This window comes from Photorhabdus sp. CRCIA-P01, from assembly GCF_003545805.1.
GTDB lineage: Bacteria > Pseudomonadota > Gammaproteobacteria > Enterobacterales > Enterobacteriaceae > Photorhabdus > Photorhabdus antumapuensis.
Genome location: NZ_NMQR01000037.1, coordinates 16,284 through 41,633, shown reverse-complemented (window position 1 = coordinate 41,633; position 25,350 = coordinate 16,284). Strand labels below are relative to the sequence as shown.

The 25,350-nt window shown below is 40.7% G+C and carries 18 protein-coding genes and 3 pseudogenes; 10 read left to right on the top strand and 11 right to left on the bottom strand.

Annotation, left to right across the window (positions count from 1 at the left end; all coding sequences use genetic code 11):
- Both D3222_RS18305 and D3222_RS18300 read left to right on the top strand, forming a co-directional pair.
- Positions 1-282, top strand: a 282-nt coding sequence (locus D3222_RS18305) for a transposase (protein ID WP_198672859.1), incomplete at its 5' end; no start/stop codon positions are given.
- Positions 283-769: 487 nt separating this feature from the next.
- Entirely contained in the window at positions 770-1,447 is a 678-nt protein-coding gene (locus tag D3222_RS18300) for a hypothetical protein (protein ID WP_118987429.1), read from the top strand.
- Positions 1,448-1,661: 214 nt separating this feature from the next.
- Here the strand turns inward: D3222_RS18300 and D3222_RS26145 are convergent.
- The 7 genes and pseudogenes from D3222_RS26145 to D3222_RS18265 all read right to left on the bottom strand — a co-directional run.
- Positions 1,662-1,745 (bottom strand): annotated as a pseudogene (locus tag D3222_RS26145) (phosphate acyltransferase); the annotation flags it as partial.
- A 111-nt stretch (positions 1,746-1,856) separates the two neighbouring features.
- Positions 1,857-2,192, bottom strand: coding sequence for an immunity protein YezG family protein (locus D3222_RS18290; protein ID WP_232832576.1), 336 nt, complete (start codon positions 2,190-2,192; stop codon positions 1,857-1,859).
- Positions 2,189-6,304, bottom strand: a complete 4,116-nt coding sequence (locus D3222_RS18285; protein WP_118987427.1) for a DUF637 domain-containing protein — start codon at positions 6,302-6,304, stop codon at positions 2,189-2,191. Before D3222_RS18285 ends, D3222_RS18290 begins: the two co-directional genes overlap by 4 nt.
- A gap of 38 nt (positions 6,305-6,342) precedes the next feature.
- Positions 6,343-6,777: pseudogene (locus D3222_RS18280) on the bottom strand (two-partner secretion domain-containing protein); the annotation flags it as partial.
- Between the two features lie 894 nt (positions 6,778-7,671).
- A complete protein-coding gene (locus D3222_RS18275) occupies positions 7,672-8,085 on the bottom strand; it encodes a type II toxin-antitoxin system HicB family antitoxin (RefSeq protein WP_118987426.1) in 414 nt (137 codons plus the stop codon).
- Between the two features lie 35 nt (positions 8,086-8,120).
- Positions 8,121-8,285 carry a type II toxin-antitoxin system HicA family toxin gene (locus D3222_RS18270; protein WP_118987432.1) on the bottom strand — a complete coding sequence of 55 codons (165 nt, stop codon included), beginning with the start codon at positions 8,283-8,285 and terminating at the stop codon, positions 8,121-8,123.
- A 186-nt stretch (positions 8,286-8,471) separates the two neighbouring features.
- Positions 8,472-8,603 (bottom strand): annotated as a pseudogene (locus D3222_RS18265) (phosphate acyltransferase); the annotation flags it as partial.
- 295 nt (positions 8,604-8,898) lie between these two features.
- On the opposite strand from D3222_RS18265, the gene D3222_RS18260 reads away from it, so the two are divergent.
- On the top strand, positions 8,899-9,993 hold the full coding sequence (locus D3222_RS18260) for a hypothetical protein (protein WP_198672858.1): 1,095 nt from the start codon (positions 8,899-8,901) through the stop codon (positions 9,991-9,993).
- 246 nt (positions 9,994-10,239) lie between these two features.
- Complete coding sequence (locus D3222_RS18255; RefSeq protein WP_232832573.1) at positions 10,240-11,025, top strand: TSUP family transporter; 786 nt, start codon at positions 10,240-10,242, stop codon at positions 11,023-11,025.
- Between the two features lie 160 nt (positions 11,026-11,185).
- On the opposite strand, the gene pta is transcribed toward D3222_RS18255, so the two are convergent.
- Both pta and ackA read right to left on the bottom strand, forming a co-directional pair.
- The gene (gene pta, locus D3222_RS18250) at positions 11,186-13,312 is read right to left on the bottom strand and encodes a phosphate acetyltransferase (RefSeq protein ID WP_198672860.1); all 2,127 of its coding nucleotides are present in this window, start codon (positions 13,310-13,312) and stop codon (positions 11,186-11,188) included.
- Positions 13,313-13,398: 86 nt separating this feature from the next.
- Positions 13,399-14,601 carry an acetate kinase gene (gene ackA, locus D3222_RS18245; RefSeq protein WP_118987423.1) on the bottom strand — a complete coding sequence of 401 codons (1,203 nt, stop codon included), beginning with the start codon at positions 14,599-14,601 and terminating at the stop codon, positions 13,399-13,401.
- Between the two features lie 391 nt (positions 14,602-14,992).
- Here ackA and yfbV point away from each other — a divergent pair, with 391 nt between their 5' ends.
- Both yfbV and D3222_RS18235 read left to right on the top strand, forming a co-directional pair.
- Positions 14,993-15,448: a terminus macrodomain insulation protein YfbV gene (yfbV, locus tag D3222_RS18240; protein ID WP_118987422.1), complete on the top strand. Its 456-nt coding sequence runs from the start codon at positions 14,993-14,995 to the stop codon at positions 15,446-15,448.
- Positions 15,449-15,566: 118 nt separating this feature from the next.
- The gene (locus tag D3222_RS18235; RefSeq protein WP_118987421.1) at positions 15,567-17,399 is read left to right on the top strand and encodes an SLC13 family permease; all 1,833 of its coding nucleotides are present in this window, start codon (positions 15,567-15,569) and stop codon (positions 17,397-17,399) included.
- Here D3222_RS18235 and yfbR read toward each other — a convergent pair.
- Together yfbR and D3222_RS18225 are read right to left on the bottom strand one after the other, a co-directional pair.
- A complete protein-coding gene (gene yfbR, locus D3222_RS18230) occupies positions 17,396-17,989 on the bottom strand; it encodes a 5'-deoxynucleotidase (protein WP_118987420.1) in 594 nt (197 codons plus the stop codon). The two genes, D3222_RS18235 and yfbR, sit on opposite strands and share 4 nt — an antisense overlap.
- A 671-nt stretch (positions 17,990-18,660) precedes the next feature.
- On the bottom strand, positions 18,661-19,875 hold the full coding sequence (locus D3222_RS18225; protein WP_118987419.1) for a pyridoxal phosphate-dependent aminotransferase: 1,215 nt from the start codon (positions 19,873-19,875) through the stop codon (positions 18,661-18,663).
- An 809-nt stretch (positions 19,876-20,684) separates the two neighbouring features.
- Between D3222_RS18225 and hexA the strand changes: the two genes are divergently transcribed.
- The 4 genes from hexA to nuoC all read left to right on the top strand — a co-directional run bounded on the left by hexA (position 20,685) and on the right by nuoC (position 25,349).
- Positions 20,685-21,614 carry a transcriptional regulator HexA gene (hexA, locus tag D3222_RS18220; RefSeq protein WP_118987418.1) on the top strand — a complete coding sequence of 310 codons (930 nt, stop codon included), beginning with the start codon at positions 20,685-20,687 and terminating at the stop codon, positions 21,612-21,614.
- A 703-nt stretch (positions 21,615-22,317) separates the two neighbouring features.
- Positions 22,318-22,767 (top strand): NADH-quinone oxidoreductase subunit A, encoded by a 450-nt coding sequence (locus D3222_RS18215; protein ID WP_011147306.1) that lies wholly within the window; start codon positions 22,318-22,320, stop codon positions 22,765-22,767.
- A 17-nt stretch (positions 22,768-22,784) separates the two neighbouring features.
- Positions 22,785-23,459, top strand: a complete 675-nt coding sequence (locus D3222_RS18210) for a NuoB/complex I 20 kDa subunit family protein (protein WP_118987417.1) — start codon at positions 22,785-22,787, stop codon at positions 23,457-23,459.
- A gap of 90 nt (positions 23,460-23,549) precedes the next feature.
- Complete coding sequence (gene nuoC / locus D3222_RS18205; protein ID WP_198672857.1) at positions 23,550-25,349, top strand: NADH-quinone oxidoreductase subunit C/D; 1,800 nt, start codon at positions 23,550-23,552, stop codon at positions 25,347-25,349.
- Position 25,350: the final 1 nt, after the last annotated feature.

The window sequence follows — 25,350 nt, the reverse complement described above, 5'->3', positions numbered from 1 at the left end:
GTGGATGGGGCGGGTTACAACAAAGCTCATCTTGTGAAGGAGTGGGCTTATGTTAGCAATATTGAGTTACATTACCTTCCTCCATACAGCCCAAATTTAAACCCGATAGAGCGATTATGGAAGGTCATGAATGAACAGGTTCGAAATAACCGTTATTTCGCTGATAAGCATGAATTTCGAGACAAAGTCTTCAAATTTTTCACCACAACGTTACCTGATATAGCGGACTCGCTGACGTCTAGAATTAACGACCATTTTCAGGTGCTAAAAACTGCATCTTGAAGTTTCTTGGGTATATAACGTTTGAATATTGATAAATTGTTTATTTTATATGTTATTGAAATTGTTTTATAAATTTTCCCATATTGATTTTGATGTGTTTAAATAAAATATTTTACAGTTTAATAATTCTGTAATTTGTATTTTTTGATTTAATAATCTATCCTTATTTAAGGAAGGTAATAATAACTAATTGAATTAAATGATTTATATTGTAATGTTCTATTGTTATTAATTTCTTATTTATGTCTAAATTGTGATTTAAATTATTATTTATGTCGTAAATTGTATTTCAATTTAATAATACCGAAATTCATTTTTGTTCCATTGAGTGATATACCTAATAGATTTCGAGTTGCAGCGCGGCGGCAAGTGAGCGAATCCCCAGGAGCATAGATAACTATGTGACTGGGGTGAGTGAAAGTAGCCAACAAAGCAGCAGCTTGAAAGATGAAGGGTATAAAACCATAAATAAAGCAAGGAGAGAAGCATGCATTTGAATAAAAAATTTTTCCTTATTTCCCCGTTTTTATTAGCGATTAGTAGTTTCAGTATGGCCTGTGTGGAAGATCCGGAGGAAGTTAGAACTGAGGTAAAAAAAGTAATAAGAAGCAATGGCCTGCAAAATACTGAAGTGATGTCGCTGTATGAAAATTGCAAACTTAGAGCGAAATTAAGCGGTTTTGAAAAGAGAAATGACGTTGAATTAAATAACACTTCTACTCATAACCAGGATTATAATGCAGAAAAAGCAAGTTATTGGTATAGAGGGATGGGCAAAAATGAATATATATCATTAGACAGCAATAAATATAATGCAATCCCTTGTGTTACAGAAGAAAGCTATTGTGGAATTACACCTGAATATACTTATGCAATAACATATCCGAAAAGTGAAAAGCCCAAAATTACTATAGAATTCACTACAGAAGGATCTGGTTGGTTATATAAAGAATTCAGTACACCGGTAAACAAAGGAGGACATGGGTGTGGCCTTAAAGCGGAAGGTGGGGGGACATATGGGCTTGGTAGAACAGGAACATCGGGTGCTAAAGTGAGTAGCTGTAAGCCTCCTGAATATAGGGTAGGCGCTGAATTTAACCAATGGTTATCAGGAAAAAGAATACAACATAAAGTTGCTTATGTATTGTTACCGAAAAAGCCATAAAAATAAGGTTTAACCTCTGTTCTGTTACCATATAATTATCAACATTAAATTTGTGCAGATAAATATAAAGTGCCGCAATATGCGGCACGATTAAATTGTTTTTTGCGGTTCATTACGTGCACCGTTCTGCTCTGTTATCGAATTTATCCATATTGACGTCAACTAAGATCCATTGACCACCAATATATTTGCCAAGGTTTTCAGCGAGATGTTTTGGTACTTTGGATTTCGCCACGTCTGCCATAATTGCGGAGTTGTATTGCAATGGGCCATCAATGATCAGATCTGGACGTTTTTCCTACGCCAAACAAGCTGCTTCAAGAACTTTCTAAGCGGTTGGTGATTTGGCTTCTTGAGAACAAGTTGGGGTAAAGAAAATCCCAGCGTAATAGCTGGGATCGTTTTCGGGTTAATCTTCGTATTTGAGATTTACATTGATTTTCACTTTTTCAATATCAAGTGTGATAACACAGGAATGCCAAAAAGGTGGTTTTTCCGATTTAAAATTATCTAAAAGATAGATCCTTAACTCAACCAGTAAATCTAACAGTTGAGGACTGGCATCATAAGTATCATTAATCCATTTTTCTTCGCCATTCTTATTAACGTAATCGTAAATAAACTCACCGCTATCATTTTTGGGTTCTAATGAAGCATTAACAATGACCTTAGATGCATCATCAGGAGCTATAGAAAATAAAACCTTACCAATATCATTATAAATCTCTTGATCATCTCTCATCATTTTTCGCTCGGAGCATTTTTGAAGACTCTGTCAATAACTCTACCATTATCTACTGAATAACTCACAGTAAATTTGTCAGGTCTAAGACTATCATTAGAATAAGTAGGCTTTATCTTCACATCAACTGTCTTACCAGTTTTTAACGCATCAGCCCAAGTTCTCTCCATATCTCTCCATGCACCATGTCTATTTAAGCTGGATTCCATCGGCACCATGTTAAGCTTTTCACCTGGGCCATTGAAAATAGTGCCTATCAAATGACCTCCATCATCTCCTGAATTGCCCTGGTGACCAGTTTTGCGTTGCTGATAGTAATTACGATCATTACTCGACAGAGTTAATGAAGCCTCAATGTTAACAGGTCTGCTCAAGGAATCAGTATGGTATGTTTTATTTCCATCCACATGATAAATCGTATTTGGTTGAGGTTTGTTTAGGTCCTTGTTCCAATTTCCTTTTTTGCCTGACTCTGTCTTTATTACAACTACCTCTGGCGCAGAATTTGACGGATTTACTTGTTGGTTATGGACTCGTGTTTTGATGCTTTTTCCTGTCATCGAAAATTTGGTGTCTTCGCCACCCAGAAATTTTGCACCGTTAAGCACATATTCCAGTGATTGACCAGTTCCATTTGTGTAATTGTCAATGACGGCGTTATCCTTAGCCGATTCTTCATGGGTGAATGCTACAACACTACGATCAAAATAAAGTCTGCCGATAAGGGTGTCGACGGACTCTAGTGCTTGATTGGCGTACTCGCGAAGTGTAAGAGCGCAGATGGTCGGATGAGCTTGGCACTCTGCTTTGACGGATTCCCGCTGTTCTGCTAGGTTATTGCGCTTTCTTTCAAAGATAGAGGCTGTGTCTTCACCTTTCTCTTTCGCTGCCTTGATTGCTTCGTCCAACTCAAGCAGATCATGCGCAAAGAAGTTATGCTCAAGAACGATTTCACTCGCATTTGCGCCACTGTTAACGCCTTGTGCACTATTTGTAGCAAATGCACCGGCAATACCGCCGATGATTTTGCCGCCTGCCAGAATTTGTGCTGGATCATTAAATGTCTTAGCCAGCGTCACGGCTCCAAGTTCAGCGGCGAGTGCGCCAGCGGCTGCGCCCCTTGCATCTCCACCTCCAATGTGTGCAGCAATAGCTGATACTGCTGCATGGCTAATGGCCTTTCCAGGAATGCCGAGTACTTTGCCATAGTCTCCTATAACATTCGCTCCTTCTGCATTAATTTGATTGCCGGCACTGGCAAGCAATGCTGTAGCAAAATTATCTTTAAAGCTGCCACCATTAATTGTGGTATTTAAACTGGAACTGATAATTGATTGTCCAGCAACACGTTGAGCGACTTTGCTCCAATCTGCGCCTTTACTTAATAGAGGGATATTTGAATGGGTTGATGAAGCCGCTGCGTTAGCGCCATCTTTAGTGGCAGTCCAACCCATCGCTTGATCGAACCCGGTCAGTGCACCACCAATCGCCATTGAAGTAATGGTGGATTTTACCGTGTCACTATTACCTAAATCTCTAAAGGTTTTAGATAAGTTTCCTTGGTTATTAACCAGAGTAACCGCTGCCTTAGAAGCTAAAGACGATATACCTGCAATGGTTGCGCCGGAAACAACAGCGCCTGTAGTCGTTGCTGTTGCGGCTGTCGCTGCACCAACTCCCGTAGCGGTAGAAGCCGCAGATGCGCCAGCAGCGACAACTAAACTCGATCCCGCAGTCACTGCTGCTACGGCTATTGCTATAACAGCAGAAGCTACCGGGCTTAATTGTTGGTTACTGTAATTCCAATTCTCATAAGCATCCTGAACTTCATTCCATTTTACATCATGTCGATTGTTTAAATCTTTTAACCAAGCAGTTTCTGGATTTTCTCCAAGCATCTTCAATGCAGTTTGCAGAGATTGGCTTTTTTGTGTCTTAATATCAGCGTTAATTCCTGAATTAGCATCTACAGTAAATAAGCTCCCAGCAGATATCGCTGGTAATGTCCAAGTGGTGTTATTATGTCCACTATTAGATTGTTTAATGAAAAAACCTTTCGAATGACTAGTCGTTTGCTCAAATGAAGTATTTGGCATAGATTTAAAATTAACTGAACCATGAGTACTAATAAGTCTAATGTTTTTACCTGCTTCTATTTTACTCGCTTCATAAGTACTGTCATCATGACTTAGCATAGTAATATTTCCAGCCGCAATAAATTCGCTTACATCATGGCCAGTTTTATGACTAACTGTCGTGGTTGTTTTAGTACCACCAAAGAAACCTCCGCTTGAACTTTTTCGGGTTATTTTATGTTTCTCTGAATTCATTTGTGCTTTGGCATATAAATATCCACCTTTAGCCGCAACATCGATAGTCCCTATACGCATTGCTTCTGCTTTATTATGGGCATCTATATCAGTTTGTAATTTTATTTCAGAATCACCTTTATTTTTAGCCTCTTGTTTAGCTTGGGCTAATTGATTATTAGCTGTATATAATACATTTGTAGCTTGTTTAAATTTAGATTCTATTTCATTTAACTCAGTAAGTTTGAGGGCTAATTTTTCTCGTTTTTCTTTAGTAGCCAAATCTCTCATGAATAATATACCTTTGTTACCATTAGGCTTTCCATTTCTTTTTGTTTTTTCATGAAAATCGTTAAATGGAGCTTCTATTTTTGCAATAGCCAGCTTTAAATCATTCACTTCTTTTTCTAAGGGAGCTTTTTCCTTTTGAATAATTTCAAGCTTTTCTTGAGCATCTCGTACTTTGGATTCTACATTGACTACCGGACCACTATGGTTTGACACAGGAATAGGATCTTTCCAAACAGCTCCTAACCCTTTCGCGGTTAATTTAGTTGCTTCAAATAAAATACTTCCATTGGTAAATAGTTTTAAAATACCACCAGCAGTTAATTCAGATACTTTATTGGTTGTTTTTTCAACGCGTCCAGTATCTTTAGAATAGTTGCGATCAGAAATAGTCACTGACTCAAAGTTCATATTATCGTCAGAAAATGCGATAATATTACCATTAGCTGATAATTTTGTAGCTTCTGCTAAAAGCTTTCCACCGGTTGTTAAATTTATATCTTTATCAGCCTTAATCGTTGTAATAATATAATTCATATTTATAGACGGATTTTTAAAAGGAAAGAGATAGTTCATTATCTCTATCATCGTTTCCTCAAAAAACTTATAAGATATCGATAATAAATTTATTGAGTTTCCGGCTAATAAATTGGTTGAACCTTTCGTTAAAATGTCTGAGCCTTCTAAAGTGATATCATGCCGTGTATTGATGAGTAAATTATTGCCAGATTTAATATGAGTTTGGAGATTTGGAAATCTGGCGATAGTCGAAACTCTGAAATTCTTAGGATTAATTGCTTTTATATAATGATTAAAATCGTAACCAGCATATAGTTCAATATCTTTATCAGCTTCTAAATTTACTCTGTTTAAAGATAGACTTCCACCGCTATTCATTAAAATTGAACCAGATGAATTTAATGTTGCTGTGGGAGATAAGCTACTGAACAGTTCTGCTTCTCGATCAACTGAAATTGGTTGCATTATGTTATGATGGTTCAGTAAATCATCTGTGTGTTCAATAGTAATATCTTTATTAGCATTGAATGAAATATTTTTACTTTTGGATGCAAATAACGTATCTTTAATGTAAATGTTTTTTCCAGCAGAAAAACTTAAATCGTCAGATGCATCTAATTTGTTTAGCCAGCGGGTATTATCTAAATGAAAAGATCTTAAAGGATCTTTTATATTTAAATTGCCATTATGACTCATCAAAGCAACGTTTTTACTTTTTAAATTGCTTTGTAATAAGTTAATGTCATTAAGTGCCGTTATAGCAATATTTTCTCCAGAATTTAAGGCGGATAAAGATACTTTAATGGTGTCGTCAGAGATAATATTAATATCATTATCTGCTTTTATCCCGGTTGAAACATCAATGCCTTTGGCGTGCAGCAAAATATTCTTTGCATTTAAAGATATCTGGCTATTATCAGATATTATTTGATCAATACTGTTGGCTTCATCAGGTAATTTATTTTTTATCAGAATTGATTCTTTAAAATCAAAAACCAAATTATTTCCGGCGCTTAATTTTGATTCTAAAATTCTATTATTTTTCCATTCAGTTCAGTAGCCCGGCTGATAATATCGACATAATCTGTTGACTGGCCATTTAACCCTTTGCCACCAATGGTGATTTGGCCTTTTGTCACTTTCAGGGCTTCAAGTGCACCTTGTTTATCAAATTGCGGTGTCAATACTGCTCCTGAGGTATTAATAAATCCACATCCATTACAGGTAATACCATTGGGGTTGGCTATCATGATGTTGGCTTTCTGGCCGGCAACCTCCAGCTGTCCCAGTAGTTCGGAACGGTTGCTTCCAGTGACTTCGTTGATAATAAGTTGGGCTGCTTTTCCATGCAGATTGGCGTTGGCATTGATTTGGCCGGCAAGTTGAGAGTTAACTGCTTGTGTGGCGTTATTTAATACTGCGCCCTGAGTGCCGGTATTAAACTCTTTATACGTATTGTGAGATATCCCAGCGTTAAATTGTTTTATAAATTTTCCCATATTGATTCTGATGTGTTTAAATAAAATATTTTACAGTTTAATAATTCTGTAATTTGTATTTTTTGATTTAATAATCTATCCTTATTTAAGGAAGGATAGATTATTAATTGAATTAAATGATTTATATTGTAATGCTCTGTTGTTATTAATTTCTTATTTATGCCTGAGTTGTGATTCAGATTGTTATTTATGTCGTAAATTGTATTTCAATTTAATAATAGCGAAATTAATTTTTGTTTCATTTAGTGCTAAAACCATAAATCAAGTAAGGAGAGAAACATGAATTTTAATAAAAAGGTTTTCTTTATTTCGCCATTTTTATTAGTTATTAGCAGTTTCAGTATCGCCTGTATGGAAGATCTGGAGGACATTAGAAATCAGGTAGAAACGCAATAACGGTAAATGGATTGACAAAGACCAAAATAATGTCTTATATATGAAAATTGTGTTCTTAAATTTACAGTCAACACATCGAATAAACTTACACTAACGAATAAGAAAACTGAAAATAGTGATAATGAGATAGAATTATTTACAGGGTCAGGAATGTAGATATACCCGTTATCTTTCAAGTTGCCTCTTTGTTGGTTGCACTCGCTCACCCTGGTCATATAGTTCGCTATGCTCCCGGGGATTCACTCCCTTGCCGTCGCGATGCATCTTGAAATCCATAGGGTATATATAAGACAGGGATTGAATTTAACAACTGGTTATCAGGACATAAAATACAATCTCAAGTTTCTTATGTATTATTATCCAAAAATCCGTAAAAATAGCTGTAATATTTGTTCTGCAACTCATGTTATTATTAACTTTAAATTTGTGCAGATAAATATAAATGTGAAGTGCCGCAGATATGCGGCACAATTAAATTGTTTTTTGCAGTTCATTGCGTGCAGCCTGAGCCAGAAAACCGCTTCTGCTGCTATATTCAGGATGGTCATGTACAATGGTATCAATACGATGTAATAAACGATGTGGCAAGGTAATGTTGATCCGTTCTGCTCTGCCATCGAATTTATCCATATTGACATCAATTAAGAACCATTGACCACCAACATATTCACAAATATTTTCAGCGAGATGTTCTTGCATTGTTCTGGCCTTGGGGAGTTCTGATTCATTTTGCGCTAATAATTCAAAATGTGCCTCAATAGCACTTTTTGCATCTTGCCAGGTTTCTTCAAGTGTATCGCCAGCAAAATAACAGCCGGATACATCAGGAAACCAGCCGCTTGCACTGCCATCTGTATCAACTTCAATAAAAGCGGGATATAACATATTTTCTTCTCCTGATTTGAGTATTTCTGGTTACTTCATTTGAGATCGGCATCTTTCATAATCTTGTGTAATGTTCCAATTTTTATGTCTTTCCGTGGATGAGGAACGGTTATAACTATCGAAAAATCAGGATGCCTGAATTGATGATGGCTACCTTTTATTCGCTCTAAAGCCCAGCCATTTTTTTCTAACAGTTTTATTAACTCTGATTATTAACTCTGAACTTTTCACCATGCTCCGTGTGTTGTTGATAGCCACATATTACACATTATACACACTATCGCAATGTTAAAGCGAGTAAGGTAAAGGAAAATAAAAAGGCCGAACCCAGTGAAACACAGGATTCAGCCTTTATCAGCCATTAATCTGCTATGGATAAGAAACGGTTACGCTTCTCCCTGCGCTGATTGAATCGCAGTCAGTGCGACAGTGTAAACAATATCGTCTACTAAAGCGCCACGGGACAAATCGTTCACTGGTTTACGCATACCTTGCAGCATTGGCCCGATAGAAACCAGATGTGTCTGGAAGATTAGTGAATAAAGTTTAATTTTATATTTTTTTGTGATTTATTGTATATCAGTTGTATTGTATTTTTAATAAATTATAAATAGTAATTAACAAGCGAAAGAAATTATAAAAAGGTATGGGTATAACCCTGATTTATAATTTCATGAAAATCACAGCATATAATGATATTAAATCTCGAAGTGTGTCTGGGTACTCGTAATTATTTTAATAACTGATAACATAGTTTACTCGATAGAGTAAAACCGTAATTAATGAAACTAAAATAACTAAGAGTATAAAAAAATGGAATATAAGTTAATTATAGAAAAAAACACACAAACGGTTTCATCATGTAATATAACAAGAAATAAGGAAATTAATTTATTTATATTCAATGATCAACAAGCGAGCCTACTTCACTATTTTTCTGAAGATATTGCTAAACGTGGTGGTCCACAGGTTATCGGAGTTAGAATGATTGTGGTACAAGCTGGGATAGAATTAAAACAAACATTTTCAGAAAGCCAACGAGAAGTGGTTAGAGTATATTCTGATGGTTTAATGTCTGCTCTGATTTTTGAAGGGATGAAAGAAGTTACCAATGACATACTCCCTAATAAATTACCCTCATTTTCTTCACTAGAGAATCAATATCCTATTCTTTATTTGGCTGCTCGCAATCAAATCTTGCTGGAATTTGTTGAGCATAGAGCTTTTGCATATGATATTGAAAATTATGGAAAAATAGTACGTCTGGTTGCTCATTTTAAAGGCGGAGGTTTGCAGGACATTGATTCTGAAAATAGTAAAGTAGAATTAAGTTCTCATTCAGGTTTATCTCTTGGCCCTCATACCGAAGGACCATATTGGAGTGCAGTGAAAGCTAAAAATGGTCATTCTCCTTCACCATCTTCTTTGATTTTATCATCAATGTGGAATCCTCTAATGGAACCTACACTTGTCATTCCAATGCCTGAAGTATTAGAAAGAGTAGGTGTAACTAATGTTTTGGCTCTGTCGTCATACAGCTTTAATTTTACATACAGTGATTCTTATGCAGACGGAGAGGGGGAAGATGGTAAGGATGTATCTATAATAGACTTTAATGAAAAATTCTTTTTTTCTATCCGTTATAATTCCTACCGTTTTTCCGTTGATGAAAAATCCTCAAATATTGTCAAACAAGCATATGAAATATTTTGTCAGGCAGTTAACGACGCTATACCGTACCAATGTGTATTAACACAAGAATCCGCAATTGTTATTAATAACTATCGGGCATTACATTGTCGGGATGTAGTAAAGGACAATCGTAGATTGTTGGTACGGTTGTTTGGTCTTGCAAAATATGCGGAAGGAATTGTCATTTCGGATGATCCTTTATTACTTAAAGGCTAAATCATTTCTCATTATGTTGTTGCAATAAAGTAAAATATAGTTATTATTTCGTATTCTAATTATATTATATGGAAATTTTAAAGTAGCGTTACACCGATGCTTTTTTTAATCGAATTTGTAAGTGTATTATATTCTACGACGTATAAGGGCTGGCTGAATGTAAAGCACAATCATGAAAATCTATTTGAATAGCTTGCATTATTAATAATTCAAGCTATTTTAAAACGTTTAATAATATGTGGAATCATGATGGAATGGGACCTAATAGGCATACTAGCAACTATTGCTTTTTTGGCGGGTTTTTTTGATGCAATAGCAGGTGGTGGAGGATTAATAACATTACCCGCGCTATTTCTTGCAGGAATAGAACCTATCAGTGCTATGGCTACCAATAAATTCCAGGCAACTTCGGCTAGTATATCAGCTACTGTAACTTTTGCGCGTAAAGGGTTAATTGAGTGGAGAAAGTCAGTGTTTTTAATACTTTTTAGCGCATTAGGAGGAGTTATTGGTGCATTATTTGTTAGTATTGTTAGTAAGAGAGTATTAGAAGCTTGTGTGCCAATATTATTAATCGTCGTCGCAATTTATTTTATCTTCGCTCCGAAACTTAGTGGGAGAAGTAATAGGAAAAGAATATCTGTATTGTTATTTTCATTTTTAATCGCGCCAGTACTTGGCTTTTATGATGGCATATTTGGCCCAGGAACGGGTTCTTTTCTCATGATGAGTTTTATGTTCTTCTGTGGCCTCGATATGATGCGGGCAATGAGTTTTACTAAGTTAGCAAACGCTTCATGCAATATTGGTGCGTTATTTATCTTTATCACTAAAGGCGTCATTATATGGCCATTGGCTTTAGCAATGGCCATAGCGTCTTTTGTCGGAGCACAGTTAGGTGCTCGTTGTGCTGTTAAAGTAGGTCCTCGTTTAATAAGACCGATGCTGATATTGGTATGTTGTGTGTTAGCGATTAAACTTATTAGTGCTGAAAACAACCCATTACGGGTTATGATCCTTAATCTTCTATAAATTGTATTGAATTAAAACAAATCACCAGACAGACTAATTATGCCCAATTTCATCAAATAAGATTGGTGTAGCGTTTATAACACAGAAGAATAAATTCAAAGGTCTGAACCCTGTAAGAAGGTCAGACCTTATTAATGTGATTAGCGTGTGCAAGAAACGGTTACGCTTCTCCCTGCGCTGATTGAATCGCAGTCAGTGCGACAGTGTAAACAATATCGTCTACTAAAGCGCCACGGGACAAATCGTTCACTGGTTTACGCATACCTTGCAGCATTGGCCCGATAGAAACCAGATCCGCAGAACGTTGTACGGCTTTGTAGGTGGTGTTACCGGTGTTCAGATCAGGGAAGATGAACACGGTAGCTTGACCGGCAACCGGTGAGTTTGGTGCTTTGGATTTCGCCACGTCCGCCATGATTGCGGCGTCATATTGCAATGGGCCATCAATGATCAGATCTGGACGTTTTTCCTGTGCCAAACGAGTTGCTTCACGAACTTTTTCAACATCACTGCCCGCACCGGAGTTACCGGTAGAGTAGGAGATCATGGCAACGCGCGGTTCGATACCAAACGCTTTAGCTGAATCCGCAGATTGAATGGCGATTTCAGACAGTTGTTCAGCCGTCGGATCTGGGTTGATTGCACAGTCTCCGTAAACCAGAACCTGTTCTGGCAATAGCATAAAGAATACGGATGATACCAGCGAGCTACCCGGTGCGGTTTTGATTAATTGCAATGGCGGACGGATAGTGTTTGCCGTGGTGTGTACCGCACCGGAAACCAAACCATCAACTTCGCTCTGTTCCAGCATCAACGTACCCAGAACAACGTTGTCTTCCAGTTGTTCGCGTGCAACGACTTCGGTCATGCCTTTGTTTTTACGCAGTTCAACCAGACGTGGGACATAACGTTCACGCACAGCAACTGGATCAACAATTTCAATACCTGCACCCAGTTCTACGCCCTGAGCAGCGGCAACACGACGGATCTCTTCTGGATCACCCAGTAGAACACATTGCGCGATACCGCGATCAGCACAGATAGATGCCGCTTTCACGGTACGAGGTTCGTCACCTTCCGGCAGAACAATGCGTTTGCCTGCTTTGCGTGCCAGTTCTGTTAATTGATAACGGAATGCGGGTGGAGAGAGGCGGTGTGGGCGTTCAGAGTTCGCTGTCAGGGAGTCGATCCACTCTTTGCTGATATGGTGTGCGACGTAGTTTTGCAGTTTTTCAATACGTTCATGGTCATCCGCCGGGACTTCCAGGCTGAAACTTTGCAGGCTCAGGGAAGTTTGCCAGGTGTTGGTATCAACCATAAAGACGGGTAAGCCAGTGTTGAAGGCACGTTCACACAATTGCTTAATTGATTCATCGATGGCATAGCCACCCGTTAGCAGAATCGCACCGATTTCAACGCCATTCATAGCCGCCAGACAGGCTGAAACCAGAACGTCTGGGCGATCAGCAGAAGTGACTAGCAGGGAACCGGGACGGAAGTGTTCCAGCATATGTGGAATGCTGCGTGCACAGAAAGTCACGGATTTCACACGACGGGTTTTGATCGCACCTTCGTTGATAATACGGGCATTCAGGTGTTTTGCCATATCGATTGCACGAGTTGCAATCAGGTCGAAATTCCATGGAATGCAACCCAAGATTGGCAATGGGCTATTTTTGAACAGCGTGTTCGGATCGATGTTGGATACGATGGCTTTTGAGGATTCGTCAAAGATTTCTGACAGATCTGGACGGGTACGGCCTTGATCATCAACCGGCGCATTCAGTTTGTTGATAATAACACCGGTAATATTTTGGTTTTTGCTGCCACCAAATTCAGCACGAGCCAGTTCAACACGTTCTTTCAACTGTTCCGGGGAATCGTTACCTAGCGCCAATACGAATACGATTTCAGCGTTCAGGGTCTTGGCAATTTCATAGTTGAGAGATTGAGCGAATGAATGTTTGCGGGTTGGAACCAGACCTTCAATCAGAATGACTTCCGCATCTTTGGTGTTTTCGTGGTAAAGGGCCACGATCTTTTCCATTAGTACATCTTTCTGATTGGTTGTCAGCAAGGATTCTACATGCGCCATGTTCAGCGGTTCAGCGGTCTTTATGCTGGCATGAGAGCGGATAATGGTGGTGGTTTGATCTTGGGTGCCACAGCAACGGGGTTGGGCGATAGGTTTGAAAACACTCAGGCTGACGCCTTTTTGCTCCATTGAGCGGATTACACCTAAACTAACACTGGTCAGGCCGACGCTGGTGCTAGTAGGGATCAACATAATTGTACGGGACACGGAAACCTCTTTACGGTTGCTCGTTGGTCAAAAATAGTACCGCCAGCAGTGGCTGGCGGTTGGTGAAATGATTACGCGGTCAGGCGCGCCGCATCTTGAGCGATCACCAATTCTTCATTGGTTGGGATCACTAAAGCAAGACGACTGTTGTCGGTAGTGATAGCACCGGATTTACCGAAGCGGGCCGCCAGGTTGCGGTCGTGATCATATTCGAAACCTAACAGGGCCAGTTTTTTCATCACCAGTTCACGAACCAGCGAGGAGTTTTCACCAATACCACCGGTAAAGATAATGGCATCCAAACGGCCTTCCATCAGTGCGGAATAAGCACCAACGTATTTAGCCAGACGGTGGCAGTAGACATCCATAGCGCGTTTAGCATCGGCTTTGGTTTCATAGTTATCTTCTATATAACGGCAATCACTGGTGACTTCGGTCAGACCGAGTAAGCCAGATTCTTTGGTCAACAGTTTGTTGATTTGTTCAACGTTCATGCCCAGTGAATCATGCAGATGGAAAATGATCGCCGGGTCGATGTCACCACTGCGGGTACCCATGACCAGACCTTCCAGTGGCGTCAATCCCATGGAGGTGTCAACGCACTGACCATTAACGATAGCCGAGATAGAGCCACCATTACCCAGGTGGCAGACGATAACATTCAGCTCTTCAACCGGTTTGTTGAGCGTTTTTGCCGTTTCACGGGAAACGAAGAAGTGGCTGGTTCCATGAGCGCCATAACGACGAATGCCGTGCTCTTTATACAGGTTGTATGGCAGGGCATAGAGGTAAGCCTCTTCCGGCATGGTCTGATGGAAAGCGGTATCGAATACAGCAACGTTTTTGTCAGTCAGGTGTGGGAAACCTTTTTTCGCTTCTTCAATGCCAATCAAGTGAGCAGGGTTATGCAATGGTGCGAATGGAACCGCATCTTTAATGCCCTGAATAACTTCATCATTGATGGTGACGGATGCGGTGAACTTTTCACCGCCGTGAACAATGCGGTGACCGATGGCGGCGATTTGAGCAGAAAGTTCTGGTTTTTCGGCCAGAATCGTATTAACAATAAAGTTCAATGCTTCACTGTGGGCTGCACCAGCACCTAAAGCGGCTTCATGTTTTGCGCCATCCATTTTCCACTTAATGCGGGCTTCAGGCAGGTTAAAACATTCAGCTAGACCAGAAAGATATTCTTCACCGTTAGCAGGATCGATGATAGCAAATTTCAGAGAAGAGCTACCGCAATTGAGGACCAGTACCAGCTTACTTGACATGGAAGTACCTATATCGTGTTTGTCATTGAGTCTTACAGATAAGACATGTGATTAATAAAACGTCAATTACTCATCAGCGTAGAGCATATAGTGATGACATTAAATGATTAACATCATGCTAAGTGCGAAGAGCATGATGATAAGGTTTAAATTTTCAAAAAACCTTTTTTGCTAGCTCTGATGTTAAGAGATAGAGTGATTTGTTAACAAAATGAGCCTAAATGCAGTAAAAAAAGTAAAATATGCCGCTTTACTGCTGTGTATAACATAAAAGTGAATGTAGGATACCGATAGCCAGCAGCAAAGACAAAATATACTTAATCCTACAAAAAATATTTTATCATTTACAATGTTTTTTTAAAAAATGTGTTTTTAATTGATTGAGGTCATGATGAGCGCAATACCTCCCGCCAGTAATGGATGGATGAGAAAGATGCAACTGGGACAGCAATACATGAAAACTTGGCCGATTGAGAAACAGTTGGCGCCCATGTTTCCTGAAAATCGGATTATTAAGGCAACCCGCTTTGGTATCCGGTTTATGCCACCGTTGGCTATTTTTACGCTGACGTGGCAAATCGCACTGGGTGGTCAGCTTGGCCCAGCGGTGGCGACTGCGCTGTTTGCCTGTAGTTTACCTATGCAAGGATTATGGTGGTTGGGGAAGCGGGCATCAACACCGTTACCAGCGGCATTGCTGAAATGGTTTCATGAAATCCGTGATAAATTTGCCGCAGCCGGTATCGCAATGGCGCCAGTGCAGCAAACGCCAACTTATCAATCTCTCGCAGAATTGCTGAAACGCGCATTTAAACAACTCGATCGGTCGTTTCTTGATGATATTTAAGATTCATGATGAAAAGTAGACACATTGTTGATCGCAACTGGAGCTTTTCCCTCAATAAAATGGTCTACTAGCCAAGTTTTCGACACTAATATCTTCTTTTTTGTTGATAGAGGCCATTTTGAATAGCGAACTCTTGTGGGTATTGACCCTGCTGCTGATAGCTATTGTTCTTTTTACTACCAATAAACTGCGCATGGATATTGTTGCATTATTGGTGATTATCGCGTTTGTCATGAGTGGAACGTTGACGCTCGGTGAAGCGACCAGCGGTTTTAGTGATCCCAATGTGTTGCTGATAGCTGCCCTGTTTGTTATTGGTGAAGGGTTGGTGAGAACCGGTGTCGCTTATCAAATGGGGGATTGGCTAGTAAGGGCTGCCGGAAACAGCGAAACCAAAATGTTGGCGTTACTGATGATGACGGTTGCGGGGCTTGGTGCTTTTATGAGCTCTACGGGGGTGGTTGCGATTTTCATTCCGGTGGTGCTCAGTGTGGCGGCAAGAATGAAAATTTCGCCGGGGCGGTTGATGATGCCCTTGAGTTTTGCCGGGCTTATCAGTGGCATGATGACATTGGTCGCAACGCCACCCAATATGGTGGTTAACAGTGAGTTGATACGGGAAGGGTTGCCCGGTTTCAAATTTTTCTCTATTACCCCTATTGGTGTTTTGATTCTGTTTGCCGGTATTGGTTATATGCTGATCGCTCGCCATTGGTTGGGAAATAATCAATCGGATAAAGGTCATGACAAATGGAATCGCCGCACTTTTCGTGATCTTATCCGTGACTATAAATTATCAGGCCGCGCGCGTCGTCTGGCGATCCGCCCAGGTTCCCCGCTGATAGGTCTTTCTCTTGATGAGTCAAATTTGCGTGCTCGCTATGGGGCTAATGTCGTTGGTATTGAGCGTTGGCGGCGTTTCCGGCGCGTTATGGTCAGCGCGATGGGCAATACCGAATTGAGAGAACGGGATGTATTGCTGATTGATATGTCAGACAGTGAGGTGGATCTGCGTGAGTTTTGCAGTGAGCAATTATTAGAGCCAATGGTGCTGCGCGGGGAGTATTTCTCTGAACGATCTCGTAACGTAGGTATGGCTGAAGTTTCTCTGATCCCGGAGTCGGATTTATTAGGTAAGTCACTGCGGGAAATCGGTTTTCGTACCTGCTATGGTTTGAATGTTGTTGGTATTCGACGTGATGGTGAATCGTTGTCGGGTAAATTGGTCGATGCGCCACTGCAACTTGGTGATATTTTGTTGGTTATTGGTGACTGGAAACTGATACGTGTCCTGCAAACCAAAATGCGCGATTTTATTGTCCTTAATCTGCCGGTTGAGATCGAAGAGATGGCCCCGGCAACGTCTCAAGCGCCACATGCGCTTTTTAGTCTGGCGCTGATGGTAGCCATGATGCTTACCGATGAAGTACCCAATGTGATTGCCGCATTGATAGCTTGCCTGTTGATGGGAAAATTCCGTTGTATTGATATGGAAAGTGCGTACCGTTCTATTCATTGGCCCAGTATTATCCTGATTGTCGGGATGATGCCGTTTGCACTGGCATTACAGAAAACCGGCGGGATTGATCTGATTGTCCGTGGCTTGATGGATATTGCCGGTGATATGGGGCCGAGGGTGATGCTGTTATGTCTGTTTATACTTTGTGCCGTAATCGGTTTGTTTATTTCCAACACGGCAACGGCGGTATTAATGGCACCGATAGCCATTGCTGCGGCGCGTGAAATGGCAGTATCTCCCATGCCATTTGCCATGATTATTGGTGTGGCCGCTTCCGCCGCATTTATGACCCCGGTTTCGTCCCCAGTGAATACGCTGGTTCTTGGCCCCGGTGGTTATAAGTTTTCCGATTTTGTCCGTTTGGGCGTGCCATTTACCATACTGGTGATGGTGATAAGTGTGCTGATTGTCCCTTGGTTGTTTCCATTCTAATGTGGAATATCAAGGCTAATTTCGTCCAATGACAGGCTGAATCCCGGTACAAAAACTTTCATAAAGTAATCCATCTCCTGGCTGTGACGATCAGCCAGGGTTTTTTCAAGTCGGGCTTTCGCCAGATTGAATTCATGGTTACCTGCCGATAATTCTTCCAGACATTTGAGGTAAGCACATAGGGAATCGGCCTGTTTAATGATAAAAGTTTCTTCTGTTGTATGCTGGCTGTCATCTAGGATTGGACGGAAATCCTCTTGCAGCTCTGTTGGCAGCATTTCCAGTAATTTTTTCCGCGCGATTTTTTCTATCTTTTTGTATTCCCGTGCGATATGTGGATTGTGATATTTGACCGGAGTGGGTAAATCTCCGGTGATAACTTCGCTGGCATCGTGATACATAGCCAGCAACGCAATGCGTTCAGCATTCACATTGCCACCAAATTCGCGGTTTTTGATAATGGCTAAGGCGTGTGCGACAAAGGCCACCTGTAAGCTATGTTCAGATACATTTTCTGTACGTACATTGCGCATCAGAGGCCAACGGTTAATCAGTTTCAAACGGGAAAGGTGGGCAAAAAAGTGGCTCATAATCATCTCTTACAGTAAATGTTGTTTTTATTGTGAGCGGTGGAGAGGGGTAAAGTAAACCTTAAAATCGTTTCTTATTTTTATCCCTTGTTTTAATAGGGAAATTGGCTATTTATCTGGTACACATTAAAACTGGTATCCAGACTGTATAGAAAGGTTAATGTGATTAATTTACATTTACTATTAACTGGCAATGTTATAATCGTAATAGATATATTTTTTAAAAGAAATTTATGTTTTTACTCCATTTTGCATACAATTTATATACAAAAATTTCATATAATTTACAATGGTTTGTTATTTATTCAGGTGTTCTCTTTTATTAAGTTTAATAAATGCAATGTTTAATTCTTTTATATCTTGCTAATGCCTTATATAATCACTGCAAAAATCGGCCATGAAAATAAAAAAATTAGTCTGTGTTACCGGTAAAAAATGAAAATTTATTGACCTTATTTTGCAGAGAGTGATCATTGGGTATCAATAAAGAAAGTTATGGAAGTGGTTATCAAGGATTTCTATCTGACAGGTGAGGTTTTCACCAGTGAAGAAAAAGCGGGTAGGCTAGACTTATTGGAATAGAAGAAAGAGGTTTTCTTCTATTCCAATAGAACGCATGGTATGAATAATGTCCGTTATCAGTAATATTTTTCCATGAACGGCTCTTATTTTTACTGATGATATTTGCCAATAAATCGGGCGAATTTCTGAATTGCCATCTCCAGTTCATCAAGCCTTGGTAGGGTTACGATGCGGAGATGGTCAGGTTCCGGCCAGTTAAATGCAGTTCCCTGCACTAACAAGACCTTCTCTTGTAATAACAGGTCAAGCACCATCTTCTGGTCATCGTGAACATTAAAACGTTTCGCATCAATTTTTGGAAACATATATAAAGCGCCTTTAGGTTTCACGCAGGAAACGCCGGGGATTTGATTAATTAATTCCCATGCTCGGTTACGCTGCTCATACAAACGGCCACCAGGTAAAATGAATTCACTGATACTTTGGTAACCGCCTAAAGCAGTTTGAATAGCGTGTTGCATTGGCACATTGGCACATAAACGCATTGATGCCAGCATCTCCAAACCTTCAATATAGCTCTTGGCGTGTTTCTTCGGGCCGTTTAATACCATCCAGCCTTGACGAAAACCTGCAACCCGATATGTTTTGGATAATCCATTAAATGTTACCGTTAACAGATCAGGCGCGAGGGCGGCAATTGAATGATGTTCTGCATCGTCATATAAGATTTTGTCGTAAATTTCATCAGCAAAAATAATCAAATTGTGTTGCCGGGCTATTTCAACAACTTCCAACAACAGTTCCTTACTATATACAGCACCCGTTGGATTATTAGGGTTAATAATCACTATTCCACGTGTTCGAGGCGTAATTTTGTTACGGATATCATTTAAGTCAGGAAACCAATCTGCTCCTTCATCACACATATAATGTACGGCTTTGCCACTGGAAAGTGAAACCGCCGCAGTCCAGAGAGGATAATCAGGTGCAGGAACCAGCATTTCATCACCCGTATTCAGTAATGCTTGCATTGCCTGAACGATTAATTCAGAAACACCATTGCCGATATAAATATCTTCAACGGTCACGTCCATCATATTCCGGGCTTGATAATGTTGCATGATAGCTTTGCGTGCGGAATACAGACCTTTAGAATCTGAATAACCCTGTGCGGTGGGTAAGTTACGGATAACATCCACCAAGATTTCATCTGGTGCTTCAAAACCAAAGGGGGCTGGGTTGCCAATATTTAATTTGAGGACTTTATTACCTTCTTCTTCGAGGCGTTTAGCTTCCTTGAGTACAGGGCCACGGATGTCATAACAAACATTATCCAATTTGCTGGATTTTTTAACTGTTAGCATAGAGAGTCTTACCTTATCTTGGTAAAAAAAGTCGCCTGGCATATAGCGTGTAGCGTTTAATGTACTCCTCCCTCTGAATGTTTTGAAGATGCATTGATATATTTAGTTAAAACGGTTGTTTTAGTCGGAGAGCGGTTATTTGAGTATCTTTTTATGTAAATTATGTTGGATTTAAAGTCTGAATTTACCTATAAGGTCAAATTTATAATCTGAATTGTTGTGGTTTTCTAGTGTGAAAATGGCGAATTTTTAACGTGATAGTGGTCTGGCCGTGCCATTGTGGGGAGAAAGTGAGCATAGCTCAATTTGCCAATAAAAATTGTTGTGTTTGTATAATTTATTCTTATGTATAAGATTTGGCTTGAATTGGCAATTCAGAACTATATATTTTAGAAAGATCGAACAATATTTTTGATCATTTCTGGAAACTAGTTGTAAATTTATCTGAATAGGATTATTAAACATTAGTGATATTGTAGATTTTTACTTTATATTTAGTTTTTCTGATATAACTTATGTTATTCTTTGACGTGAGTCAGAAAACAAAATAACCAAACTAGAAATTACATATAGGGTGTTGTAAATAGGGATTGTCCTCAATTTATTTAGGAATCCGAGTAACTTTTGCTAAGAAGAGGAGAAAAATAAAACCCGCAATGGGTTCAATAGGTAAAAAAACAGCAGTAAATCTTTGCCCTATTTAATAGAGTAGAGTACTGTCTAAGCGATGTTAATTTAATTTGATAGTGCTTACGTAAAAACACCAGGTTAGTTAGTAATTAAAATCAAAAAAAAGTGATGAATAAACAATGATAAATGCAAATCGTCCGATAATGAATCTCGATCTCGATCTGCTAAGAACTTTTGTTGCTGTTGCTGATTTAAATACTTTTGCAGCAGCAGCAGCAGCAGTATGCAGAACGCAATCGGCTGTAAGTCAGCAAATGCAACGTTTGGAGCAGTTGGTGGGCAGAGAGTTGTTTGCCCGTCACGGCCGTAATAAGCTTCTTACAGAGCATGGTCTTCAACTTCTTGGTTATGCAAGACAAATTCTGCGCGCTAACGATGATGCCAGCGCATCATTAACCTATAGCGATGCGGAAGGTGAACTAAGAATCGGTGCATCCGATGATACAGTGGATACACTGCTCCCTTTTTTGTTAAATCGCATCGCTTCGGTTTATCCACGGATGGCAATAGACGTCCGTATAAAGCGTACTCAATTTATTGAAAGTATGCTGGATAACCATGAGATCGATTTGGCGCTCACAACCGCGAAAATCAGTCATCATCCAAGGACTGTTCTGCGCTCAACACCGGTATTATGGCATTGTGCTCCTGATTTCCAGCTACAGTCAAATGAACCTGTGCCACTGGTTGTGATGGATGAAACTAACCCATTCCGTCAGTTGGCGTTGGATACGCTGGATGAAGTGGGAGTATCGTGGCGGATTGCTTATGAAGCGGCTTCTCTATCGGCAGTTCGCACGGCAGTGAACGCGGAAGTTGGTATTACTGCCCGTCCTCTGGAGATGCAAAATGCTGATCTGCGTATTTTAGGGGAGAGTGAAGGGCTTCCTCGTTTACCTGAAACCCAGTTCTCTCTGTATAGGCATAGTAATGAACAGAATGAATCTGTTCTAACGGTTTTTAGTGCAATAGAGAATAAGAAAACGCCATACACGATAACGGGTGTTTCTGAAGAACTTCCTGATAACGACGATATTATTGATGAGTAATATCTGAAACACTTCTCTTTGCTAATACCTCCATTATGGATGGAAGGAGGTATTAGCTCCCCGAATATATTTATAAGTAATCATCAACTAAATTCACCTTATTCTGTTGTTATCGTAATCATTAAATATACGGTGGCATTTTTCTTAACACCCCCTGATTTGGTTAACAAATTGTTATATTGTTAACAAAGTAATAATTTGCCGAATTGATGAAATAAGAATTTCTATAGTGAACGGGAACTTTTCTCGTCGCTAATGGATAAAAATATAATTTCTTCAGATTTGAATGAATTATCATCAGCAGTAAAATTTTTTCTGTCAAATTGTGTACTTGATCAAAGAAATACTCCCTATGTAGCAGTGGAAAGGCAGGTTTTTCCTGAGATAATGATGTAGTAAAAGCGAGTTATCGGTTAAACTAGTTTCCGTCACTGTTCGCATGCCAGTTGACTGACACGTTTTAGCAGTGCGGCGGCACGATCCGTTAAGACTAAGTTTGTTGTTTGTAAATAAATGTTAGATTAATTTTGTCATAACAGACAAAATATTGTTGAGAGGAGTAAAAACCAAGAAGATTCACTCCATCAATCATTGATTAGCAGTGTTTCAGATTTGGTTGTTACCCCTTCCCTTGAATCGATGTGGTGCAACACTGCCAGACAAAAGAGCAGACATTTTTGACACCACTTTTGATGAGTAAGCAATGAGTATGTCAACATCCACTGAACTCTTTGCCCATCACTGGGCATTCGCGGTATTTCTTTTAGGTGCTTTCGGTCTGTGTGCTTTGATGCTGTTAGGGGCATTTTTCTTGGGCGGAAGAGCGAAAGCCCGTGCAAAACATGTCCCTTATGAATCCGGTATTGATTCTGTCGGTAGTGCTCGTCTCCGTATGTCGGCCAAGTTCTATCTGGTCGCTATGTTCTTTGTCATCTTCGATGTTGAAGCCCTGTTTTTATATGCATGGTCAGTCTCTATCAAAGAGAGTGGCTGGTTAGGCTTTATCGAAGCAAGCATTTTCATTTTGGTGTTACTCGCGGGCTTGTTTTATCTGGTGCGTATTGGGGCGCTGAATTGGACGCCATCTCGCTCAAGCCGCCAGGTAAGTAAACCAAGTGTTGTGATTAACATTAACAATAGTCATCCGCAGTAATAGCGAGGCATTTAAAAATGGATTATACGCTCACCCGCATAGATCCGAACGGTGAGAATGACCGTTATCCCCTGCAAAAACAGGAAATTGTCGCAGATCCACTGGAGCAACATGTCCACCGTAGTGTTTACATGGGCAAACTGGAACACTCTCTGCATGATTTGGTGAACTGGGGACGTAAAAACTCCCTGTGGCCTTATAACTTCGGTCTTTCCTGCTGTTATGTGGAAATGGCGACATCATTTACTGCCGTTCATGACGTCGCCCGTTTTGGTGCTGAAGTTTTGCGTGCGTCACCCCGTCAGGCGGATTTTATGGTGGTCGCTGGAACCTGTTTCACCAAAATGGCTCCGGTTATTCAGCGCCTTTATGACCAGATGCTTGAGCCGAAATGGGTTATCTCAATGGGAGCCTGCGCCAACTCTGGTGGTATGTACGATATCTACTCCGTGGTTCAGGGGGTTGATAAATTTATCCCCGTTGATGTTTATATCCCTGGTTGTCCTCCCCGCCCTGAAGCTTATATGCAGGCTCTGATGTTGTTGCAGGAGTCGATTGGCAAAGAGCGTCGTCCGTTGTCTTGGGTCGTGGGCGATCAAGGGGTTTACCGTGCCAATATGCAGTCAGAAAGAGAACGTAAGCACGGGGAACGTATCGCAGTGAAAAATCTGCGTACACCAGACGAAGTTTAGGGCTTTTAGCCGTACAGCGTAACCAGAGCAATGTGTTGCGATAACAATACCTGATCAAAACAAACACTGATCAAAGCGTTGTGGTGAAGAATGATGATAGATCAGATAGCGCAAGAAAGCGCCCGGCCTGCGTGGAAAACTCATGACCATCTTGATGATCCGGTTGTGAGTGAGCTGCGTAACCACTTTGGCCCGGATGCCTTTACTGTTCAGCCAACCCGCACCGGTATACCGGTGGTCTGGGTGAAGCGTGAACAATTACTGGAAGTAATCACTTTTCTGAAAAAACTGCCTAAGCCTTATGTCATGCTATTTGATTTGCATGGCATGGATGAACGCCAGCGTACTCACCGCCAGGGGCTGCCTGACGCGGATTTTTCTGTGTTTTATCATTTGCTTTCTATTGAACGTAACCGCGACATTATGTTGAAGGTTGCGCTTAGTGAGAAAGATTTGCATCTGCCGACGGCAACTCCTCTGTTCCCAAATGCCAACTGGTATGAACGCGAAACATGGGAGATGTTCGGGATTGTCTTTAACGGCCATCCGAACCTGCGCCGCATTATGTTGCCGCCGACTTGGGAAGGGCATCCGCTGCGTAAGGACTATCCGGCTCGTGCGACAGAATTTGATCCTTTCGAGCTAACCCGGCAGAAAGAAGATCTGGAAATGGAAGCGTTGACTTTCAAGCCGGAAGAGTGGGGAATGAAACGGGGTACCGATAACGAGGACTTTATGTTCCTCAACCTTGGTCCTAACCATCCCTCTTCTCATGGTGCATTCCGTATTATTCTTCAACTGGATGGCGAAGAGATTGTCGATTGTGTACCGGATGTCGGCTATCACCATCGCGGTGCGGAAAAAATGGGTGAGCGCCAATCTTGGCACAGTTATATTCCCTATACCGACCGTATTGAATACTTAGGTGGCTGTGTTAACGAAATGCCTTATGTGCTGGCGGTGGAGAAACTGGCGGGAATTGAAGTACCCGGCCGGGTAAAAACCATTCGTGTCATGTTGTCGGAGTTGTTCCGCATTAACAGCCATCTTCTGTACATTTCGACCTTTATTCAGGACGTCGGTGGGATGACTCCGGTGTTCTTCGCCTTTACCGACCGCCAGAAAATTTATGATCTGGTGGAAGCGATTACTGGTTTCCGTATGCACCCGGCATGGTTCCGTATTGGCGGTGTGGCGCATGATCTGCCGCGTGGTTGGGATAAATTGCTGAATGATTTCCTGGACTGGATGCCGAAACGCCTTGATTCCTATGTGAAAGCGGCGCTGAAAAACAGCATCCTGAAAGGCCGTTCTATTGGCGTTGCTGCCTATAATTCCAAACAAGCCCTTGAATGGGGCACCACTGGAGCGGGTTTGCGGGCAACGGGTATTGCGTTTGATGTGCGTAAATGGCGCCCATACTCTGGTTATGAAAATTTTGAATTCGACGTGCCGATTGGTAATAACGGCGACTGTTATGACCGTGTGATGCTGAAAGTTGAAGAAGTCCGCCAAAGTATGCGGATCCTGAAACAGTGTCTGAAAAATATGCCGGAAGGCCCATTCAAAGCCGATCACCCACTGACGACGCCACCACCGAAAGAACGCACTTTGCAGCATATTGAAACCATGATTAACCACTTCCTGCAAGTGTCATGGGGGCCGGTAATGCCAGCAAATGAGTCTTTCCAGATGATTGAAGCAACCAAGGGTATCAACAGTTACTATCTGACCAGTGACGGCAGTACCATGAGTTATCGTACCCGTGTCCGTACACCGAGTTTTCCTCATTTGCAGCAAATTCCTTCGGTGATCCGCGGTAGCTTGGTTTCTGACCTTATCGTGTATCTGGGCAGTATTGATTTTGTTATGTCTGATGTGGATCGCTAAC

Bases quoted from the DNA above. Each gene is read 5' to 3' on its own strand.
- D3222_RS18300 (WP_118987429.1), top strand. From the start codon at position 770: ATGCATTTGAATAAAAAATTTTTCCTTATTTCCCCGTTTTTATTAGCG.
- D3222_RS18290 (WP_232832576.1), bottom strand. From the start codon at position 2,192: ATGATGAGAGATGATCAAGAGATTTATAATGATATTGGTAAGGTTTTA.
- D3222_RS18275 (WP_118987426.1), bottom strand. From the start codon at position 8,085: ATGTTATATCCCGCTTTTATTGAAGTTGATACAGATGGCAGTGCAAGC.
- D3222_RS18260 (WP_198672858.1), top strand. From the start codon at position 8,899: ATGGAATATAAGTTAATTATAGAAAAAAACACACAAACGGTTTCATCA.
- D3222_RS18255 (WP_232832573.1), top strand. From the start codon at position 10,240: ATGATGGAATGGGACCTAATAGGCATACTAGCAACTATTGCTTTTTTG.
- pta (WP_198672860.1), bottom strand. From the start codon at position 13,312: ATGTTGATCCCTACTAGCACCAGCGTCGGCCTGACCAGTGTTAGTTTA.
- ackA (WP_118987423.1), bottom strand. From the start codon at position 14,601: ATGTCAAGTAAGCTGGTACTGGTCCTCAATTGCGGTAGCTCTTCTCTG.
- yfbV (WP_118987422.1), top strand. From the start codon at position 14,993: ATGAGCGCAATACCTCCCGCCAGTAATGGATGGATGAGAAAGATGCAA.
- yfbR (WP_118987420.1), bottom strand. From the start codon at position 17,989: ATGAGCCACTTTTTTGCCCACCTTTCCCGTTTGAAACTGATTAACCGT.
- D3222_RS18225 (WP_118987419.1), bottom strand. From the start codon at position 19,875: ATGCTAACAGTTAAAAAATCCAGCAAATTGGATAATGTTTGTTATGAC.
- hexA (WP_118987418.1), top strand. From the start codon at position 20,685: ATGATAAATGCAAATCGTCCGATAATGAATCTCGATCTCGATCTGCTA.
- D3222_RS18215 (WP_011147306.1), top strand. From the start codon at position 22,318: ATGAGTATGTCAACATCCACTGAACTCTTTGCCCATCACTGGGCATTC.
- D3222_RS18210 (WP_118987417.1), top strand. From the start codon at position 22,785: ATGGATTATACGCTCACCCGCATAGATCCGAACGGTGAGAATGACCGT.
- nuoC (WP_198672857.1), top strand. From the start codon at position 23,550: ATGATGATAGATCAGATAGCGCAAGAAAGCGCCCGGCCTGCGTGGAAA.